The following is a 17,271-nucleotide window of genomic DNA, read 5'->3' on the forward strand; positions in this document are numbered from 1 at the left end:
CAATATAGCGGTCTATTTTTCCTCCAGTGCCACGGCTCTTCTGATGTTTAGACCGATCGCCTTTTACTTTGGTTCGTGCCCCCAACTTAACCCAATACAGACATTTATAGCCCTTCTCAAAAAGATGAGGTACGCATGGGCATAGGGCATATGTCATAGCTCACTTTTTTGAGAAGGGCTATACCAGAAAGAATTGGTTGAAAGCCTCTCCTTTTTAAAGAAAAATTAAAATCAGACGATTCATTACTCCAAGACCCTTCCTTCTTTTGTCAACTGTCAATTGTCAACTGTCAACTGTCAACTGTCAACTGTCAAAATCGGTCTTTCATCCCGCGCAATCGAGCGAAGGTTTGCACTGAATCTTGACTGTTGGCGACTGACTGAAGACTCGGAAAATCCCAGCGCAAAAAGGGGTTTGTGCTTTTCTCGATGCCGATCGATGATGGTATTGTAGGTTGCGATCGGCTGCGAGCTTCTTTAACTGCTGCCAAGCGCTGCTGTAACTCAGGATTGTCGGGATCTACACTAATGGCAAATTGCAAGTTTGTCAGCGTGTATTCGTGGGCGCACCAAACTCTGGTATTGTCGGGCAAGTTTCGCAATTGTTCGAGGGAAGCTAGCATTTGGGCGGGAGTGCCTTCTTTGAGTCTGCCACAGCCTCCAGCAAACAAAGTGTCTCCACAGAACAATTCGCCCGTTTCCCCTGGGTTGCTGGGCGGGAAATAGTAGGCTATGTGGGCTTTTGTGTGGCCGGGCACGAAGAAAATTTCGGCGGTTCGATCGCCAAATTCAACGCGATCGCCCTGATGTAAAAATACTTGCTGTCCGGGAATTCTGCCTCGGTCTTCGGCGCCGCCGTAAACTGTAATTTGGGGGAAGCGATCGATCAGTTGCTGGTTGCCGCCTACGTGATCGCGATCGTGGTGCGTGTTGAAAATTGCGATTAATTCGGCTTTGAGCGATCGCACTTGCTGCAAGACCGGTTCTGCTTGCGCTGGATCGACCACTGCTACTGTATGGCGATCGGGGTCGTACAGCAAGAAAATGTAATTGTCCGACAGTACCGGAATCCGATAGACCTGCATAGAAAACAGCCTCTCTAGAAAAAATATTATACAATTAAAATATTGTGAGCGTGTTCCGAAGGCATAATGCAGAATTCTATAATCAGCGCATCTATCTTTGGAAGTAAAACTCTGATACATTGTTTCTGCTGTTCCACAAATTGCTTTGCAGTCTGGTACAGACGATTTTTAGGTCGAGAACTCCCAGCAGCTTTAAATATTCTGACATAAATGCGATCGAATAAATGCGAACATCTCAAAACAAATCCAACTTAACAATTTCTCAAATGGTCGATCGGATTGTCACGTCTGGCAAAATCTCTCGCCGGGAACATTTAGTTTTGACTTCTACGATCCTATCTGATGATAAAATTTCAGAGGAGGATCGATATCAAATCAATCGGATATTTGATTACATCCAAATTGGTCGCCTCAAGTTCATCGATTGAGCTGGTAAATTCACAAGATAATCCACAGTTGCAGTTAACGCCGATCCCCCCTAACCCCCCTTAAAAAAGGGGGGGACAAGAGAATTCTCACAGCCTCCTTAAAAATGGGGGGGACAAGAGAATTCTCACAAACCTTAAAAATGAGGGGACAAGAGAATTCTCAAAGCCCTCTTAAAAATCGGGGGACAAGAGAATTCTCACAGCCTCCTTAAAAAAGGGGGGGACAAGAGAATTCTCTTTCGTCCCCCTTCTTAAGGGGGATGCGAGGGGGATCTCCGGGGCATAAACAGGCTTAACCCAACCGTATTGCAATCTCATCGACAGTTACAGCTACAAAACAACCCAGAATAATATGAGTACAGAAAAACCAACAATTTTGGTAACAGGCGGAGCTGGATATATTGGCTCTCACGCAGTATTAGCGCTGAAAAATGCCGGTTACGGTGTAGTGATTTTAGATAATTTAGTTTACGGCCACCGAGATATAGTAGAGCAGGTTTTGCAAGTAGGGTTAGTAGTTGGTGATACAAACGATCGCGCACTTCTCGACAACTTGTTCGCCACCCACAACATTGCAGGGGTAATGCACTTTTCTGCTTACGCTTACGTCGGCGAATCTGTTACAGATCCAGCTAAATATTACCGGAACAACGTCATCGGCACGATTACACTTTTGGAAGCGATGATTGCTGCTGGGATTAAGAAATTGGTGTTTTCTTCTACTTGCGCGACTTACGGCGTACCGCAGAAAATCCCCCTCACCGAAGACCACCCGCAAAATCCGATCAATCCCTACGGTGCTACTAAGTTAATGGTAGAAAGTATCTTGTCAGACTTTGACGCGGCGTACAATTTTAAGTCTGTTTGTTTTCGCTATTTTAACGCCGCTGGAGCCGATCCGAACGGGTTGTTAGGAGAAGATCACAAGCCCGAAACTCACCTGATCCCGTTGGTGTTGTTCGCTGCTTTGGGAAAACGAGATTCGATCGCAATTTTCGGCACCGATTACGATACTCCTGACGGTACTTGCATTCGCGATTACATTCACGTTAACGATTTGGCGTCAGCTCACATTTTAGGGCTAGAATATTTGCTAAATGACGGCAAATCAGATTTCTTTAATTTGGGCAACGGTGGCGGGTTTTCGGTAAAAGAGGTGATTGAAACAGCCCGCCAAGTGACGGGAAAAGAGATTAAGGCTGTGGAGTGCGATCGGCGTCCGGGAGACCCGCCTAGTTTGGTTGGCAGCAGCAAAAAGGCGATCGAAACCTTGGGTTGGTCTCCAGAATATCCCGACATTAAGGATATTGTAACTCACGCTTGGCAGTGGCACCAAAAACGTCATCACCCTTAGTCTGTAGGGTGCGCGCCGCGCACCTTACCTTAACCAAAATAGCGACTATGTTGATAATATCTGCTAAATCGGGACAACTAGGCAACAGACTGCTGCTTTTTGCCAATTTCATAGCTTGGGCGATCGAGCATAATTGCACTGTCCTCAATCCAGCTTTTGAAGAATATGCAGAATTCTTTGTAGACACGAACAAAGATTTATTGTGCTGTTATCCTCCTCCATATTTTACCGTATCAGGTAACAGATTTATCAGAAATCAATATTTTAAACTCATCAATAATTTAAGCAATAAAAATATCTTTAAAACGCAAGAAATTACCAGAGAAAAGCCGTTTAATTGGATAAATTATCGGGATATTCAAGCAATAAAAAATAGTTCAATTGTTTGTTTTAAAGGCTGGTTATTTCGAGATGGCTGGTTTGTAGAAGATTTGCCAAAGTTGTATAAGTACGCCGATGAGATTAGATCCTACTTTACACCATTACAACAATATAAAATCAATGTAGATAGTTTGATATTGAATGTAAAAAATAACGCAGATACGATCGTTGGAGTTCACATCCGTCAAGGGGATTATGCTCAGCACCAAAAGGGGAGATACTTTTACACAACTGAGCAATACTTAGAAGTGATGAATTCAATAGTCAAACTATTTGAAAGTAACAAAATCAAGTTTTTGATTTGCTCTAATATTCAGCAAAATCCTAAGTTATTTGATGATTTTAACTGCGTTTTTGCTAACGGTCATTTAATCGAAGATATCTATGCTTTGGCTGAGTGCGACTATATTGTCGGGCCGCCTAGTAGTTATACTATGTGGGCTTCTTTTTATGGCGAAAAACCTCTTTATATGCTCAAAAATATCAATAAAGTAATTAACTTGAAAGATTTTGTGCATTTTTATGAATGGGAAGGAATTTTTAATTATCGAGATAACTGGAACGAGAGTTTTTGGGAGTGGACGCACTAATGAAACTAGCAACTAAGGGATTTATCACTATTTTAACAGGTCTTTACTCTTTCCAAGATTGCGTTCATTTTCTGGCGTCCGTCAGGAAATTTCACCAGGAACCAATTATTATTTTAATAGATAGAGTACCTCGAATTTTATATCCTTTACTTCAGGTGTTTGGAAATGTCATATTGCAAAGAGCACCCTCTCACGAAAATCCTGTTTTAGCGTCGCGCCAAGCCAAGCTGTCTTTGTACGGGGAATCTCTGTTTGAGAAAACTATTTATATGGATTGCGATATTTGTTTGCTGTCGCCAATAGATGAGGTTTTCGGCTATCTTGATGAGGTAGATTTGTTGGTGACAGAAGATGTGCAGCCTGCGATTGCGAAAGCGAGCAATTTATTAAGAGTCAAGCAAGATATTCTGTCAACTTTGCAGTCTGTGGGATTGCCACTAAACAAAAATACCATTCAATACAATGGCGGATTTATTGCTTTTACGAAAAGCAGTACAAATCAGGAATTGTTCGCGGAATTTAAGAAATATTTCGAGATAGTAGTGGCGCATCAAAATGTGCTACTTTTGAAAGACCAGGGTGCTTTTGCTGCTGCTATTGAATCTGTGAAACCGCAAATGAGAACATTGTCCCCTGTGTACAACTATTTGGATAAGTGGAAAGATGCTTATGCGATCGACAAACCGATAAAAGTCATGCACTGCACCTACCCCTACCGCCCGCAGTACGCAAAGAACGTCACGCGATCGCTTTTTACTCGAATAGTCGATCGCACCGCTAAAATATTTTTACCAAATCAAATTAACAATCCCTGGCGCTTAAAATAAACTTGACCAACTTACTACTCTAGGCCGTGCAACATTATACCAAAGAATTATATCAATACTTACAAACAACCTCCTACGAATCAGCCATAGAAATTATCCCTATCCTTTGGGAATTCGTGCAGCCCAAACGAGTAATTGATGTCGGTTGCGGTACGGGGACTTGGCTGTCCGCATTCCAAGAATTCGGCGTTGAAGATTTTTTAGGAATAGACGGTGATTGGGTAGATATCAAAATGCTAGAAATCCCTGAAAACAAGTTTTTAGCATTAGATTTAACCCAACCTTTGCGCGTCCAACAACAATTTGATTTAGTTGTTTCTCTAGAAGTAGCAGAACACTTGCCCCCAGAGTGTGCCCGAGTATTTATAGAGTCTTTAGTGAAGCTTGGCCCAGTGATTTTATTCTCTGCCGCAGTACCATTTCAAGGGGGAACAAATCACGTTAACGAACAGTGGCCAGACTATTGGGCGAAACTCTTTCAAGAGCAAGGATATGTGGCGATTGACTGCATGAGACATAAAATATGGCAAAATGAGCGAGTTAAATGGTACTACGCCCAGAATATACTTATATTTGCGAATCGGGAATATTTAACAACAAATCCAGTCTTGCAAAAAGAGGCAGCGAGAACTAACATTTTTCAGCTTTCCTTAATTCATCCGCAGCTTTACTTGCGAACGGCATCAGCAGCTACCAAATTAAGACAAGAAATCAAAGATATTTTAGCCTTAAAAGATCCAAGGATTTCACTGAAAAAAATATTTTTTGCTTTGCTACCCTTGACAAAAGATCGTTTAAGCAGGAAAATAAAGCAACTTTTTTAATAAAAAATTACCAAGTGAAAGTTTCATTAGTGGTGAGCGATTTGTCTGGAGGAGGTGCAATTCGTGCTTTTCTACTAGCTCAAGTCCTAATCGAGCTTAAATGTGATGTAGAAGTTGTGGGATTTCAGTTTGGTAAGGAATTGTATGCTATTCCTCCGACAGGCATCCCCGTATGTGCGATACCGGGGAAAAACTATCCAGGGTTTTTGATGGATGTTCAAAAATTATTGAAAAAAATCGATGGGGATATTATTTATGCAGTGAAACCTAAGCCTACAAGTTTTGGTTTATCGCTGCTCAAAAAACTCGATACTCGCCGCCCTCTCATTTTAGACATTGATGACTGGGAACTTAGCTGGTTCGGCGGTGACGAATGGAAATATCGCCCTTCTTTTAAGCAACTTTATCGAGATATTTTTAAACACAATGGTCAATTGCGAGAACCGGATCATCCGCTATATGTCAAGTGGATGGAAGGTTTAGTTTCCCGTGCTGATGCTGTCACCGTTGATACAGAGTTTTTAAAACAGCGTTTTGGTGGTGTATATTTGCCTAATGGTAAGGATACTGAAATGTTTGACCCTGTTAAATACAATCCTGAATTGAGCAGAGAGCGTTACGGCTTGTCGGGCTATAGAGTTCTGATGTTTCCCGGGGCGCCGCGACCTCACAAAGGTGTTGAGGATGTTTTGATGGCCCTCGAACAGTTAAATGAGCCCGATTTAAAATTAGCGATCGTCGGCGGAAGTCCTTATGATGATTATGATGATAGACTTATGCAACAATGGGGTCGTTGGGTTGTTAAACTGCCAAAATTTCCTGTGGAAACGATGCCGGAAGTTGTAGCGGCTGCTCACGTTGTCGTTGTTCCTCAGCGAGACACTCTGACAGCGGTGGCTCAGTTTCCGCTCAAGCTGACAGATGGCATGGCAATGGCTAAGCCTGTTTTGTCTACGCGCGTGGGAGATATTCCTACAATTTTAGGCGGAACTGGTTATTTAGTCGAACCTAGTTCTCCCGATCAAATTTCCCAAAAAATTAAATGGATATTTCAAAATTTTACAGCCGCCAATTTCCAAGGAATGAAAGCTCGGGAAAGATGCGTGAAAAAATATAGTATTCAAGCAATGGCACCGATACTTTCAGATATAATTGCAGGTAGCTATAGGTGAAATTGAAGCGACTGAATGGAGGAAGAAAAACTGGCTGTAATTAAAGAATATTTTGAGATGCCGTACTGTTTAGCTGGGAATGCTTCATGTCTGCCAATAAGCTACTCCTAAAATTTGCGAGACGATATCCGGGCAGGATTGTGTTAACTGTGATGCTGGGCTTTGCTGGGGCTTTATTCAGCGGTATCAGCACTACTCTGATTGTACCAGTGCTTTTAATTTTTTTGGGGGAAGCTATCGAGCTGCGCGGCGCTCCACCTCTCATTAAAAGTTTGATGTATCCCTTTGAGGGAATGCCGGAAAATCAGCGTTTAATGTTGATGACCGGGGCGATTGTTCTGGCAATTATATTAAAAAATCTTGCTAGCTATATTAATACTTTAGTCGCCACTTCTCTGACGCGCTCTCTGACTTTTGATTTGCGAGAAGCAGGTTTGCGGTTGTTGTTAGAAGTAGATTTAGATTTTTATTCTAAAACTAAAGTCGGGGATTTGATTAATAGATTGGGCGGAGAGATTGGCCGGACTGCGAGTGCAGTTGGTACGGCAATTGGAATGTTTACTACCTCAGTCACTGTTTTGGTGTTTCTGGGTTTGCTGCTTTCTATATCGTGGAAGTTGACGTTGACATCTACGCTTTTGTTGGGATTGGTTGCTTGCACAAATCAATATATTATTAACCGTTCTAAGCATTTTGGTCTCGTGCTTTCTGAAATGTCGAAAGATTATTCGGTGAGGGTGCTGGAAACCATGACTGGGATTCGGCTAGTTAAGTCAACGGGTAACGAAGAAAGGGAGTATCAGCGGATTAAGCATTTAATTCAAAGGCGAGAACACGCGGATTTTCAGGCTCAGGTAAATTATGCGGCGATTGCCCCAATTAACGAAGTTGTTAATTTGATCGTGATAATTTTGATTGTATTTATCGGTCGTACAATATTTGCTAATGAAATTGAGTCTATTTCAACTGTTTTGCTGACCTATTTATTGGTACTTTTTAGGTTAATTCCTTTGATTTCTCAGTTGAATAGCGGGCGGAGTCAATTTGCTAATACGTCAGCTAGCGTAGAAGTAGTTGATGATTTTTTGAGCTGCGATGAGAAGCCGTTTATGCTGAACGGTTCTGTGCCATACACTCATTTGCGATCGGGAATTAGTTTTAATAAAATATCTTTTAGTTATCCGAATCACAAAAATTTAGTTCTTCAAGGAATTGATTTATTTCTACCTTACGGCACTACTTTGGCTTTGGTAGGAACTTCGGGTTCTGGGAAGTCAACTTTGGCAGATTTACTGCCGAGATTTTACGATCCTACTGAAGGTAGTATCTCGATAGATGGTAGAGATTTGCGCGAATTTGAGCTAAAAAGTCTCAGAAAGGCGATGGGTATTGTTAGCCAAGATACGTTTTTGTTTAATGCTTCGGTGCGCGAAAATATTGCTTACGCTAGGCCCGATGCGACGGAGGCTGAAATTGTGGAAGCGGCGCAGGGGGCGAATGCTTATGAGTTTATTGAACGGTTGTCGGAGGGGTTGGATACTCAAATTGGCGATCGCGGTGTGATATTATCGGGAGGGCAGCGTCAGAGGATTTCGATCGCTAGAGCTTTGCTGCAAAACCCGGAAATCTTGATTTTAGATGAGGCAACGAGTTCGCTGGATACGGTTTCGGAAAGATACGTGCAATCGGCGATCGAGAAACTGAGTTGCGATCGCACAACCTTAGTCATCGCCCACCGCCTCTCCACAGTCCAAAAAGCCGACAAAATCGCCGTGATCGATCGCGGACAAGTCGTAGAAATCGGTTCTCACGAAGAATTGCTAGCCAAAGGAGGTTACTACACTCGCTTGTATTCAATGCAATTTGCCGAAGAAACCGCTCGCGATGAAGCTTTGATTAGAGGTTCTTACGAAATTCGCACTCGCCTGACTCCGATGATAGCTTACCTGAAGTTGCTAGTAGATGAAATGGTTGATTCTCCCGAAGAAAGAGATGAGTTAATCAGAGAATCATATCACTCGGCTGCTAATATTTTCAAAACTTTGGAATTTATAGAAAATACTATTAAACGTCAAGCAACAAAATAGTTATTGGTTATTAGTTATTAGTTATTTGTTATTTGTTATTTGTTATTAGAATAGTAGTGCGAGCGTCTCGCTCGCGATCCAGCCGCGATCCAGCCGCGATCCAGCCGCGATCCAGCCGCGATCCAGCCGCGATCCAGCCGCGATCCAGCCGCGATCCAGCCGCGATCCAGCCAATTACCATTACCCATTACCAATTCCAATGTCGAAATACTATGTATTTTTCACCAGAAATATCTTGCCACAACCGAATGTAGCCAGCTTAGTTCAAGTTGCACACTCAGCAAATGCCGCAGCAAATCTCGGTTATCCAGCAGTTTTGGTATATATCCGTAAAGGATGGAAGGCTTTTAATCCAGTTGATTGGTTTCATCCTTTTCAACCGAGAAAACCCGATGCAAAACTTGCTCAAATATACAATATTCAAGAGCAATTAAAAATAGCATACTTACCGATGCCGTGGCCGATCGACCTTTTGAACAGCAAGTGGACAAGTTCCAGTACAATAGTCTCAAAATACTACTTGCCAATTCACCTGCTGAAATCGACTAAAATTGTTCATACTCGCGACTGGAACTTTGTTAAAGCTGCCATTAAACACGGGATTCCTGCTATCTACGAACAACACCACCACGAAGATAAGAAATTTGAGCCGGAGGTTGTTAATAATCCTCTCTTTCAAATTGCTGTAACTGTTGCAGATACTGTGCGATACAGCATGATTCAAAATGGGATGCCAGCGGAAAAAGTCATTATGCTGCACAATGGTTTTAACCAGTTGTTTCTGGCGAGACAAACAGACGCAGCGGAGAATTGGCGGCAGCGATTATTAGCAGGTGGAAGGCAATATTTAGCGGTGTATGCGGGTGGGCTGTACCCGTTTAAGGGTGTGGATATGCTGGTGGATGTGGCGCGGGTGTTGCCGGAAGTTCAATTTGCGATCGCCGGTGGTGACTCATCTCAAGTAACAGCATACCAGCAGTTAGCCACAGACAAGCAAGTCAAGAACATCAATTTTCTCGGCTACCTGCCTCAAAATCAACTAGCCAGCTTGCTGCAAGCCGCCGATGTTTTGACTCACCCTCACTGTCAGACAGAGGCCGCGACATTCACATCTCCTTTGAAGTTCTTTGATTATATGGCATCGGGAACTCCTATTGTTGCGACGGAGATTGCATCTTTAATGGAATTCAAATCTGGAAATATAGCTGCCATTTGGTGCGAACCTGATAACCCGCACAAGTTCGCGCAAAGCATTCGAGATAGTTTAGCAAAATATCCGAGGAGAAGCGAAGGTTATGCAGAAACATTGGGTTTTGTCAAGCAATTTTCGTGGGAAAATAGGATCGAGAGGATTTTGAGTTATGTGGATGAAGAAGTGCGATCGCAAATTATTCATTAGTTTTGTATAATTTTAAATTACCTATTCCTAGCCCCGGCGGTTGAAACCGCGGCTACATAAACAAAGTCCGCCTCCGCGGACTAAGAGAGAAATGAACCCAATAATTATCAGTGCAATCACCACCTATCCAGGCATGAATCAAAGCGATTGGCTGTGGCAACAAACACCTCACAACTTTGGGGAATGGGGCAACATTCAAATGCTCGCCAATCACCCGGAACCAGATTTTTTGCTCATGTATCAATTCGACTTTCCCCGACAGCCTAAACAGCAGTCATGGCTCGACAAAATACGCCGACACGGGCATAATAAACCAGAAAATGACATTCGAGATAAATTCCGCAACGTCCCCCAAGAACGGATTATTTATCTAATCAGAGAACCGCCTTTAGCAGAAGTTATTGAAATTACCAAAGCCAACTACGAACAAGCAAAACTTTATTGCGGTTACGTTTCCGGGCCGGATGATTTTGCGCCCAATCCCAATTATATGCCCGCGATTTGGTATCACTCAAACTCGTTTCGAGAATTGAATGAAATGCCACCACCAACTAAAACTAAATCCTGTTCTTGGATAACTTCGGGCGTTAGTCGCACAGCCAACCACCGACGCAGATTAGATTTTATCAATTTGCTGCAAGAAGCAGAATTAGATTTTGACCTTTACGGGCGAAACTTGCCAAGTTGGGCGCAGGGAAACGGCACGGTTAATAATAAATGGCACGCTGTCGCGCCTTACTATTACAATTTGGCTGTGGAGAATTATGCAGAAAATGATTGGTATGTCAGCGAAAAACTTTGGGATGCTTTATTAGCTTGGAATTTGCCGATTTATTACGGCGGTTCGGCGGCGGATAAGTTGTTGCCGGCGGGAAGTTTTTTGCGGCTTCCCAGTTTGGATGAGAAGGGAGTAGAATTTATTAAAGAGGTGATTGCTACGCCGGATTGTTGGCATGAAGCGAGGGATAAAATTGCTGAAGCTAGGCAAATCATTCTCCACGAATTGAACTTGCTCAATTGGCTGTCTAATTTTGCATCTTAGGAAATAGTACAAAAAATAGGTTCGTAGTGCGGACTGAAGTCCGCAGCCGGAGAGCGGACTGAAGTCCGCACTACGAACTAACCTTAGTTATTACGGTCAATAGATAGGACATGATATGAAGGGAATTTGCACGCTAGCAAACGATGTAGTTTACGACCAACTAATTGCTTTTCTCAACAGTATTGAAGTTATTTTAGGCTCAAATACTCCTGTCTGTATTTATCCTTTTGACGAACATATCCAGCAAATTCAAGCTGAAATTGCCAAGCGTTCTAATGTTTTTCTGTATGAAGATACTGCATCAATTCAGCGATGGGATGAATTTATGCAAGCCGCCGCACCTGAGCGCTTAAATCGCAAAAAGTTCCGGCTTTACGGCGCGCACCGCCGCTTTTGCGCTTTCGACGGCCCGTTTGCCAAGTTTATTTACATGGATGCTGATACTTTAGCAATGAATTCGCTAGATGCGGTTTTTGATAAATTAGATAAATATGATTTTGTGGTTTATGACTTTCAATTTCGCGACCCAACTAAAGTCTACAACATTGATTCGCCAAAACTGCTGGAAGTTTTTGAGCAAAATCGGCTCGACTCGGAAATATTTTGTTCTGGATTTTACGCCAGCAAGCAAGGAGTTTTTGACCGTGATACTAGAGAATGGCTGTTAGGTAAACTGCTATCTGGGGAGGCGGAAATTCTCTATGCAGGTGCGGGAGAACAGCCGTTGCTCAATTATATGGTGATGAAAACGGGGATGAACAGCTATAATTTTGGTTGCAGTCTCCCGGATGATGAAAAAACTGGTTGCAGTGTCACTTCCCCACATTTTCAAACCCGAGATAACATTTTGTACGACAAGGGAAATCGCCTGACTTACCTTCATTATATTGGGGTGCAGCCGGATTTAATTCGGAGAGTTTGTGCTGGCGAAAATATTGAGTTTCCCTACCGCGATTTGTTTCTACATTACCGCTATCTCCGCGAACCCTCGAAGCGGCCGGTTTTTAGGGAACCGCTAAAGTCTTATGCTGATATTTCTGCGCCGAGTTTGCTAGAAAGAGTCTTGAGAAGGTTGAGGATAAATTTATGAGTCGCGGTATTTATATTGTTGCTAATGATAAGGTGATGGAAAGTGCGATCGCCCTTTTAGCCAGCATACGCCTGTACAATTGTCAAGTACCAGTTTTTTTAATCCCGTTTGACGACAATTATCTGCAAGTCGCTGCCGCCCTCAGCAGCCTCTATGGTGTGCAATTGTACCCAAATCTGGGGTTTGTGGAACAGTTTACCAGGGAAATTGGCCAAATATTCGATCGCAACTTTCTAGCCCTTCCCAACAAAATGCGGAAACTCTGCGCCTGGTTTGGCCCCCTCGACGAATTTCTGTACATCGATACCGACATCATCGTCTTTGAAGACATCGCAGCCAACCTCAACAAACTCTCAGAAGTAGACTTTTTTTGCTGCGACTATCACCACCTCAGCGAAAAACTGCGAAATATATTTTCACCCATTGTCAAAGAACAAAATATCTTTACCGACTCACAGCTTCAAGATGTATTCAACAGCGGTTTTTGGGCTTCCCGAAAAGGCACGATTGCAGAATCGCAAATGTATGAAATTTTGCGGGAATGTTCGGAACATCGAGAATATTTTGACTTTACTCAAAATGTCACAGACCAGCCTATACTAAATTATATGATTCTCAAGTTAATTTTCAAACGCTGGAATCTTGTTAAAGATTCAGCAGCAGAACCTGGAAGCTGGGCTGGTTCTACACATTTTCAGGAAAGAGATTATGTGCTTTATGACAAAGGCAAAAGATTAAAATATATTCACTGGGCTGGAATACCAATTAAATCCGGTACTCCTTATTGGAAACTTTGGCGATATTATCGTTATTTGGATGAAAGAAAACCAAATTTAATGCAAAAAATCCTTCAGCCTTTCAGTAGATGAGGATAAACTGATATGTTATATTATTATCAACAAGCTTTGAGGAACAGGCAAGATGCCTGTTCCACAATTCATAAATTTTATTGTGGTTTTGACTTTAAACAAGCTTTGAGGAACAGGCAAGATACCTGTTCCACAATTCATAAATTTTATTGTGGTTTTGACTTTAAACAAGCTTTGAGGAACAGGCAAGATGCCTGTTCCACAATTCATAAATTTTATTGTGCTTTTAACTTTAAACAAGCTTTGAGGAACAGGCAAGATGCCTGTTCCACAGTCAATCATTTTTATTGTGGTGTGGGCATCTTGCCCGCACCTAAACAGTTACTTATTAACAACTATGACTGATGGTATTTATATTCTAGGCAATGATGTGGTTTTTGATCACTTAGTCGCTTTATTGAATAGTCTCGAAGTTAATGGGGCGAAAACTATTCCTGTTTGCATCATTCCCTACGATGATAACTTGCAAAAAGTTCGAGTAGAAATTGCCTCGCGAAGCAATGTTACTCTATTTGACAATGCCGATTCCATCCAATTTTGGGAAGACTTCGCGACTGTAGTTTGGACATCTCACCAAAAAGCTCAAAAAGTTTGGCAAGCTAAAGGTTGGGCGCCAGTTCACTGTTTGGGAATGCACCGAAAATTTTGCTGTTTTGATGGCCCTTTTGACAAGTTTGTCTATTTTGATGCCGACACTCTGTTAATGGGTTCTCTGGATTATATTTATCAAAAACTTGATGAATTTGATTGGGTAGCTAACGATTTTCAATACAAATCTGACCTCAATTATGTCTTTGATTTATCATCAGAAAAACTCGCAGCATTTTTTGAGATTGAAAAACTGGAATCTCAGATTTTTTGTGCTGGTTGGTTTGCTGCAAAAAAAGGTATTTTAAATCGCAATAACTTAGCCGAACTTTTAGATAAATTGACTTCAGGAGAAGCAGAAATTTTGTCTTTGCGGGGAACTGACCAACCTTTATTTAACTATTTAGTCGCCCGCAGCGCTATCTCTTTTTATAATTTTGCTTATCATCAACCTGCACTGATAACGGGAAATCATTGGTCTTCTCAATTTGATGTGATAGATTATGTTTTATACGACAAAGGACGGCGGCTGACTTATTTGCATTACATGAGTATTTCGGCTGCAAAATTTACTCGATTGTGTGCGGGCGAAGATGTTGAGATTCCTTACCGCGATGTATTTCTGCACTACCGCTATTTGAATTCGCCGGAAACACGACCAAAACTCGCGCCTCCCAATTTGTTACTGCGCTTGCAGAGGAATTTCAAAAGTTGGGGTATTCAAAGGGTTAATAATGTTCTATTTAAGTTGCGGATTTTAATAAAGAAGGACTAAAGTCCTTACTACGAACCAACCCTCTTCGTTGTAAAAGAGGGTTGATGTTTAACTATGGTTCTTCAAAAAAAGAATCCAAGTCTAAGGCTTGGGAACCTCCGCGTTGTAGTTCAATTAAAACTTTGGCTAGTTGAGTCCAAACTAGCCATGCTGTTAGTAGTGTCAGGGGCAGGGCTAGAACGTAGGACAGTAATTTGGGGAAGCCGAATATCTCCATTCCTGAAGCTAAAAATACGCAAATTCCGCCGGCCATTCCCAAAAAAGGCAACTGCAATTGTAGACCTTTTAGGTTGGACAAAGTACGGCTAGAACGATTTTTAGACCAGAGTTGTACGGCTTGTTTGAGAGTTGCTTCAAAGGCTAAGCCTGATGCCATACCTGCTATTAATCCAGCAGTCATTAAAAAATAGGGAGGTTCTGGAAAGTAATACACGAATAATTCTTTTGGGGTAATGGGAAAATTGGGAATTGGGGATGGGGAATTGGGAATTGGGAATTGGGAATTGGGAATTGGGAATTGGGAATTGGCAAAAGTAGAATTATTTTTCTTCCTTCTTCCTTCTTCCTTCTTCCTTCTTCCTTCTTCCCTCTTGCTTCTTCCTTCTAATTAAAATCGATTCAGCGCGGCTGTTCCTGCTGTGGAGAACTCTGTCAAAGCGCCTAAAGCAACGTTGAACAAGCGACTTGGTTGCAGGTCTTCTTTGACTAAGTTCCAGAGGCTGCCAACTTCTTCGGTGTGAATTCGATCGTCCTCAATCAAGGCTAACATTACCTGGCGTCTCAAAAACGACCCTTCCTCTGACAGCAAAAATTGCAAGCCGAGTTGGGCTGTGGGTAGCAGGTCGAAACTGCGATCGGATCTGGCGATCGCAATCATCTCCTCTAATCTATTCCACTGGAATTTGCCATCTTTGAATAATACCTCAATCAGGCGACGGCGCAATGCCGGAGATTCTCCGTTTAACAAACGTCGGGCTACATAGGGATAGGCTACCTCAACTATCTTGAAATCTGGATTGAGGCTAAGGGCTAAACCTTCTTCTGTGACGAGAGACCGAATAATTAAGGCAAATTTGGCGGGGACTCGGAAAGGATAGTCGTACATCAACTCCGAAAACTCGTCTGTAATCGTCTTGAAGTTAAAGTCTCCTACCTTTTCGCCGACGATATCGCCGAGGACAGATTCCAGCGCCGGGACGATCGGCATAATATCTGTATCTGGTGTCAAAAACCCAAGTTTTACAAAATCCTGGGCTAACTCTAAATAATCTTTGTTGATCAAGTGAACGACAGAATCAACCAAAGTTTCTTTAGTTGTTTCTTCCATCTGATCCATCATCCCAAAATCGATGTAAGCCATGCGGCCGTCCGCTAAGGCAAACAGATTTCCTGGATGGGGGTCTGCGTGAAAAAAACCGTGTTCCAGTAACTGCCGCAAACCGCTGCGAACTCCGATTTCAATTAAGCTATTAGTGTCTAAACCGGCGGCTTTGACACTTGCCATATCTGTCAGTTTGATACCGTCAATCCATTCGAGAGTGAGAACGCATTTTGCAGTATAGCGCCAGTAAATGCTCGGAACTTTTACGGTCGGGTCGTCGGCAAAATTGGTCGCAAATTTTTCGGCGTTGCGGCCTTCGTTGATATAGTCAATTTCCTCGAATAATTTAATACCGAATTCATCGACTATTAAACAGAGGTCGTGACCGAGATTTAGTGGCAACAACGGGCCCAACCATCCAGCAGCCCAGCGCATTAAGTAAAGGTCAAGGCTCAAGATTGGTAGCAAATTCGGTCGCTGAACTTTGACTGCTACTTCTTCTCCGGTGATTAAACGGGCTTTATAAACTTGACCGAGACTGGCGGCGGCGACTGGTTCGGGGGAGATTTCGCTGTAAGTTTCGCTGATTTTGCGATCGAGTTCTGCTTCAATAATCTCAAAAGCTCGCACGGAGTCAAAGGGCGGCAGTTGATCCTGAAGTTTGATTAGTTCTATGAGAAAGTCTTTGCGGATTAAGTCTGGTCTAGTAGACAGGGCTTGGCCGACTTTAATGAAAGTGGGGCCTAAGCGAGTGAGTATTTGTCGCAGATGGGCGGCGCGTTCGGGCTGGTGGGCGGCGACTTCGTGCTGCCAACTGTCCCACAGCATTCCGAGTACGAAGCCTGCAAATGACCAAATAACGGTTATTGCTCGCCAAATTGCTTTCCAAGGACGGTTGCGGTAATATTGGGCGATCGCCTGTGGATCGTAGCGTCTAGCCTGAGTGAATTGATACTGAGGCACTCGTTTATTTTCCTCTTGTTTTATGAAAATTGCAGCTTAAATTGAGATTGGGCATCGGGCATCGGGCATAAAAGCATCGGGCATCGGGCATCGGGCATCGGGCATCGGGCATCGGGCATCGGGCATCGGAAGTCGAAAGTTAAAACCTTCTTCCGTCTTCCTTCTTCCGTCTTTCTTCTTCCTTCTTCCTTCTTCCTTCTTCCTTCTTCATCATTGACCGATCGCAAATTTTAGGCGAGCGGAAAATGCACCCGTTGAAGGCGGATTGCCAGCCTAAATTTGTTTCTTTTCATTAAATATAGTACTTGACACTCCTCGACTATCAAGGTACGAGGATTCTTGGGCTGAATCGTGCCTCTACCAACAATGTCAGTTTTGGTCTTACAGTTTCATGTCTAGTCCGAAAAGATTTTGAGATCCCGGAGTAGGACGTTCAACCTGTTTCCTCACGTTCTCACGGTCAGCAACCTACGAAT

The 17,271-nt window shown here is 42.8% G+C and carries 19 protein-coding genes; 13 read left to right on the plus strand and 6 right to left on the minus strand.

The genetic code is table 11. The features are described 5' to 3' along the window. Positions 1–311: 311 nt before the first annotated feature. Positions 312–1,085, minus strand: a complete 774-nt coding sequence (gene gloB, locus JGK36_RS09085) for a hydroxyacylglutathione hydrolase (protein WP_293178406.1) — start codon at positions 1,083–1,085, stop codon at positions 312–314. 224 nt (positions 1,086–1,309) lie between these two features. Here gloB and JGK36_RS09090 point away from each other — a divergent pair, with 224 nt between their 5' ends. The 7 genes from JGK36_RS09090 (at position 1,310) to JGK36_RS09120 (ending at position 8,748) form a co-directional block, all read left to right on the plus strand. Next, positions 1,310–1,513 (plus strand): hypothetical protein, encoded by a 204-nt coding sequence (locus JGK36_RS09090; protein WP_293178403.1) that lies wholly within the window; start codon positions 1,310–1,312, stop codon positions 1,511–1,513. 352 nt (positions 1,514–1,865) lie between these two features. Next, complete coding sequence (gene galE / locus JGK36_RS09095; protein WP_293196480.1) at positions 1,866–2,867, plus strand: UDP-glucose 4-epimerase GalE; 1,002 nt, start codon at positions 1,866–1,868, stop codon at positions 2,865–2,867. A 47-nt stretch (positions 2,868–2,914) separates the two neighbouring features. Beyond that, complete coding sequence (locus tag JGK36_RS09100) at positions 2,915–3,838, plus strand: alpha-1,2-fucosyltransferase (RefSeq protein WP_293196478.1); 924 nt, start codon at positions 2,915–2,917, stop codon at positions 3,836–3,838. After that, on the plus strand, positions 3,838–4,665 hold the full coding sequence (locus JGK36_RS09105; RefSeq protein WP_293178394.1) for a hypothetical protein: 828 nt from the start codon (positions 3,838–3,840) through the stop codon (positions 4,663–4,665). The genes JGK36_RS09100 and JGK36_RS09105 overlap by 1 nt, the downstream gene beginning before the upstream one ends. Positions 4,666–4,781: 116 nt before the next feature. After that, on the plus strand, positions 4,782–5,489 hold the full coding sequence (locus tag JGK36_RS09110) for a bifunctional 2-polyprenyl-6-hydroxyphenol methylase/3-demethylubiquinol 3-O-methyltransferase UbiG (RefSeq protein WP_293178489.1): 708 nt from the start codon (positions 4,782–4,784) through the stop codon (positions 5,487–5,489). A 14-nt stretch (positions 5,490–5,503) separates the two neighbouring features. Next, positions 5,504–6,661 (plus strand): glycosyltransferase family 4 protein, encoded by a 1,158-nt coding sequence (locus tag JGK36_RS09115; protein ID WP_293178391.1) that lies wholly within the window; start codon positions 5,504–5,506, stop codon positions 6,659–6,661. Positions 6,662–6,747: 86 nt separating this feature from the next. Then, positions 6,748–8,748: an ABC transporter ATP-binding protein gene (locus JGK36_RS09120; protein WP_293178388.1), complete on the plus strand. Its 2,001-nt coding sequence runs from the start codon at positions 6,748–6,750 to the stop codon at positions 8,746–8,748. Between the two features lie 35 nt (positions 8,749–8,783). Here JGK36_RS09120 and JGK36_RS09125 read toward each other — a convergent pair whose 3' ends face one another. Further along, positions 8,784–8,936: a hypothetical protein gene (locus tag JGK36_RS09125; protein ID WP_293200893.1), complete on the minus strand. Its 153-nt coding sequence runs from the start codon at positions 8,934–8,936 to the stop codon at positions 8,784–8,786. 11 nt (positions 8,937–8,947) lie between these two features. Here JGK36_RS09125 and JGK36_RS09130 point away from each other — a divergent pair, with 11 nt between their 5' ends. From JGK36_RS09130 to JGK36_RS09145, 4 genes are all read left to right on the plus strand, one after another. Continuing rightward, complete coding sequence (locus tag JGK36_RS09130) at positions 8,948–10,147, plus strand: glycosyltransferase family 4 protein (protein WP_293196474.1); 1,200 nt, start codon at positions 8,948–8,950, stop codon at positions 10,145–10,147. A gap of 91 nt (positions 10,148–10,238) precedes the next feature. Continuing rightward, positions 10,239–11,189, plus strand: coding sequence for a glycosyltransferase family 10 (locus JGK36_RS09135; protein WP_293196472.1), 951 nt, complete (start codon positions 10,239–10,241; stop codon positions 11,187–11,189). Between the two features lie 115 nt (positions 11,190–11,304). After that, positions 11,305–12,279 (plus strand): Npun_R2821/Npun_R2822 family protein, encoded by a 975-nt coding sequence (locus JGK36_RS09140; protein WP_293196470.1) that lies wholly within the window; start codon positions 11,305–11,307, stop codon positions 12,277–12,279. Beyond that, positions 12,276–13,148, plus strand: coding sequence for an Npun_R2821/Npun_R2822 family protein (locus JGK36_RS09145; RefSeq protein WP_293193359.1), 873 nt, complete (start codon positions 12,276–12,278; stop codon positions 13,146–13,148). Before JGK36_RS09140 ends, JGK36_RS09145 begins: the two co-directional genes overlap by 4 nt. 15 nt (positions 13,149–13,163) lie before the next feature. Here JGK36_RS09145 and JGK36_RS09150 read toward each other — a convergent pair whose 3' ends face one another. Continuing rightward, positions 13,164–13,406: a hypothetical protein gene (locus JGK36_RS09150; RefSeq protein WP_293196468.1), complete on the minus strand. Its 243-nt coding sequence runs from the start codon at positions 13,404–13,406 to the stop codon at positions 13,164–13,166. 79 nt (positions 13,407–13,485) lie between these two features. Here JGK36_RS09150 and JGK36_RS09155 point away from each other — a divergent pair, with 79 nt between their 5' ends. Next, a complete protein-coding gene (locus tag JGK36_RS09155) occupies positions 13,486–14,511 on the plus strand; it encodes an Npun_R2821/Npun_R2822 family protein (protein ID WP_293193361.1) in 1,026 nt (341 codons plus the stop codon). 52 nt (positions 14,512–14,563) lie between these two features. Here JGK36_RS09155 and JGK36_RS09160 read toward each other — a convergent pair whose 3' ends face one another. Next, entirely contained in the window at positions 14,564–14,944 is a 381-nt protein-coding gene (locus JGK36_RS09160) for a hypothetical protein (protein ID WP_293178373.1), read from the minus strand. Between the two features lie 19 nt (positions 14,945–14,963). On the opposite strand from JGK36_RS09160, the gene JGK36_RS09165 reads away from it, so the two are divergent. Then, positions 14,964–15,122 (plus strand): hypothetical protein, encoded by a 159-nt coding sequence (locus JGK36_RS09165; RefSeq protein ID WP_293178370.1) that lies wholly within the window; start codon positions 14,964–14,966, stop codon positions 15,120–15,122. Here JGK36_RS09165 and JGK36_RS09170 read toward each other — a convergent pair. After that, on the minus strand, positions 15,119–16,795 hold the full coding sequence (locus tag JGK36_RS09170; protein WP_293193362.1) for an AarF/ABC1/UbiB kinase family protein: 1,677 nt from the start codon (positions 16,793–16,795) through the stop codon (positions 15,119–15,121). The genes JGK36_RS09165 and JGK36_RS09170 overlap by 4 nt on opposite strands. A 20-nt stretch (positions 16,796–16,815) precedes the next feature. Then, positions 16,816–17,022, minus strand: coding sequence for a hypothetical protein (locus tag JGK36_RS09175; RefSeq protein WP_293196466.1), 207 nt, complete (start codon positions 17,020–17,022; stop codon positions 16,816–16,818). Positions 17,023–17,271 lie beyond the last annotated feature (249 nt).

Origin of the sequence: Microcoleus sp. PH2017_35_SFW_U_B, assembly GCF_020737865.1 — a bacterium.
Lineage (GTDB): Bacteria > Cyanobacteriota > Cyanobacteriia > Cyanobacteriales > Microcoleaceae > Microcoleus.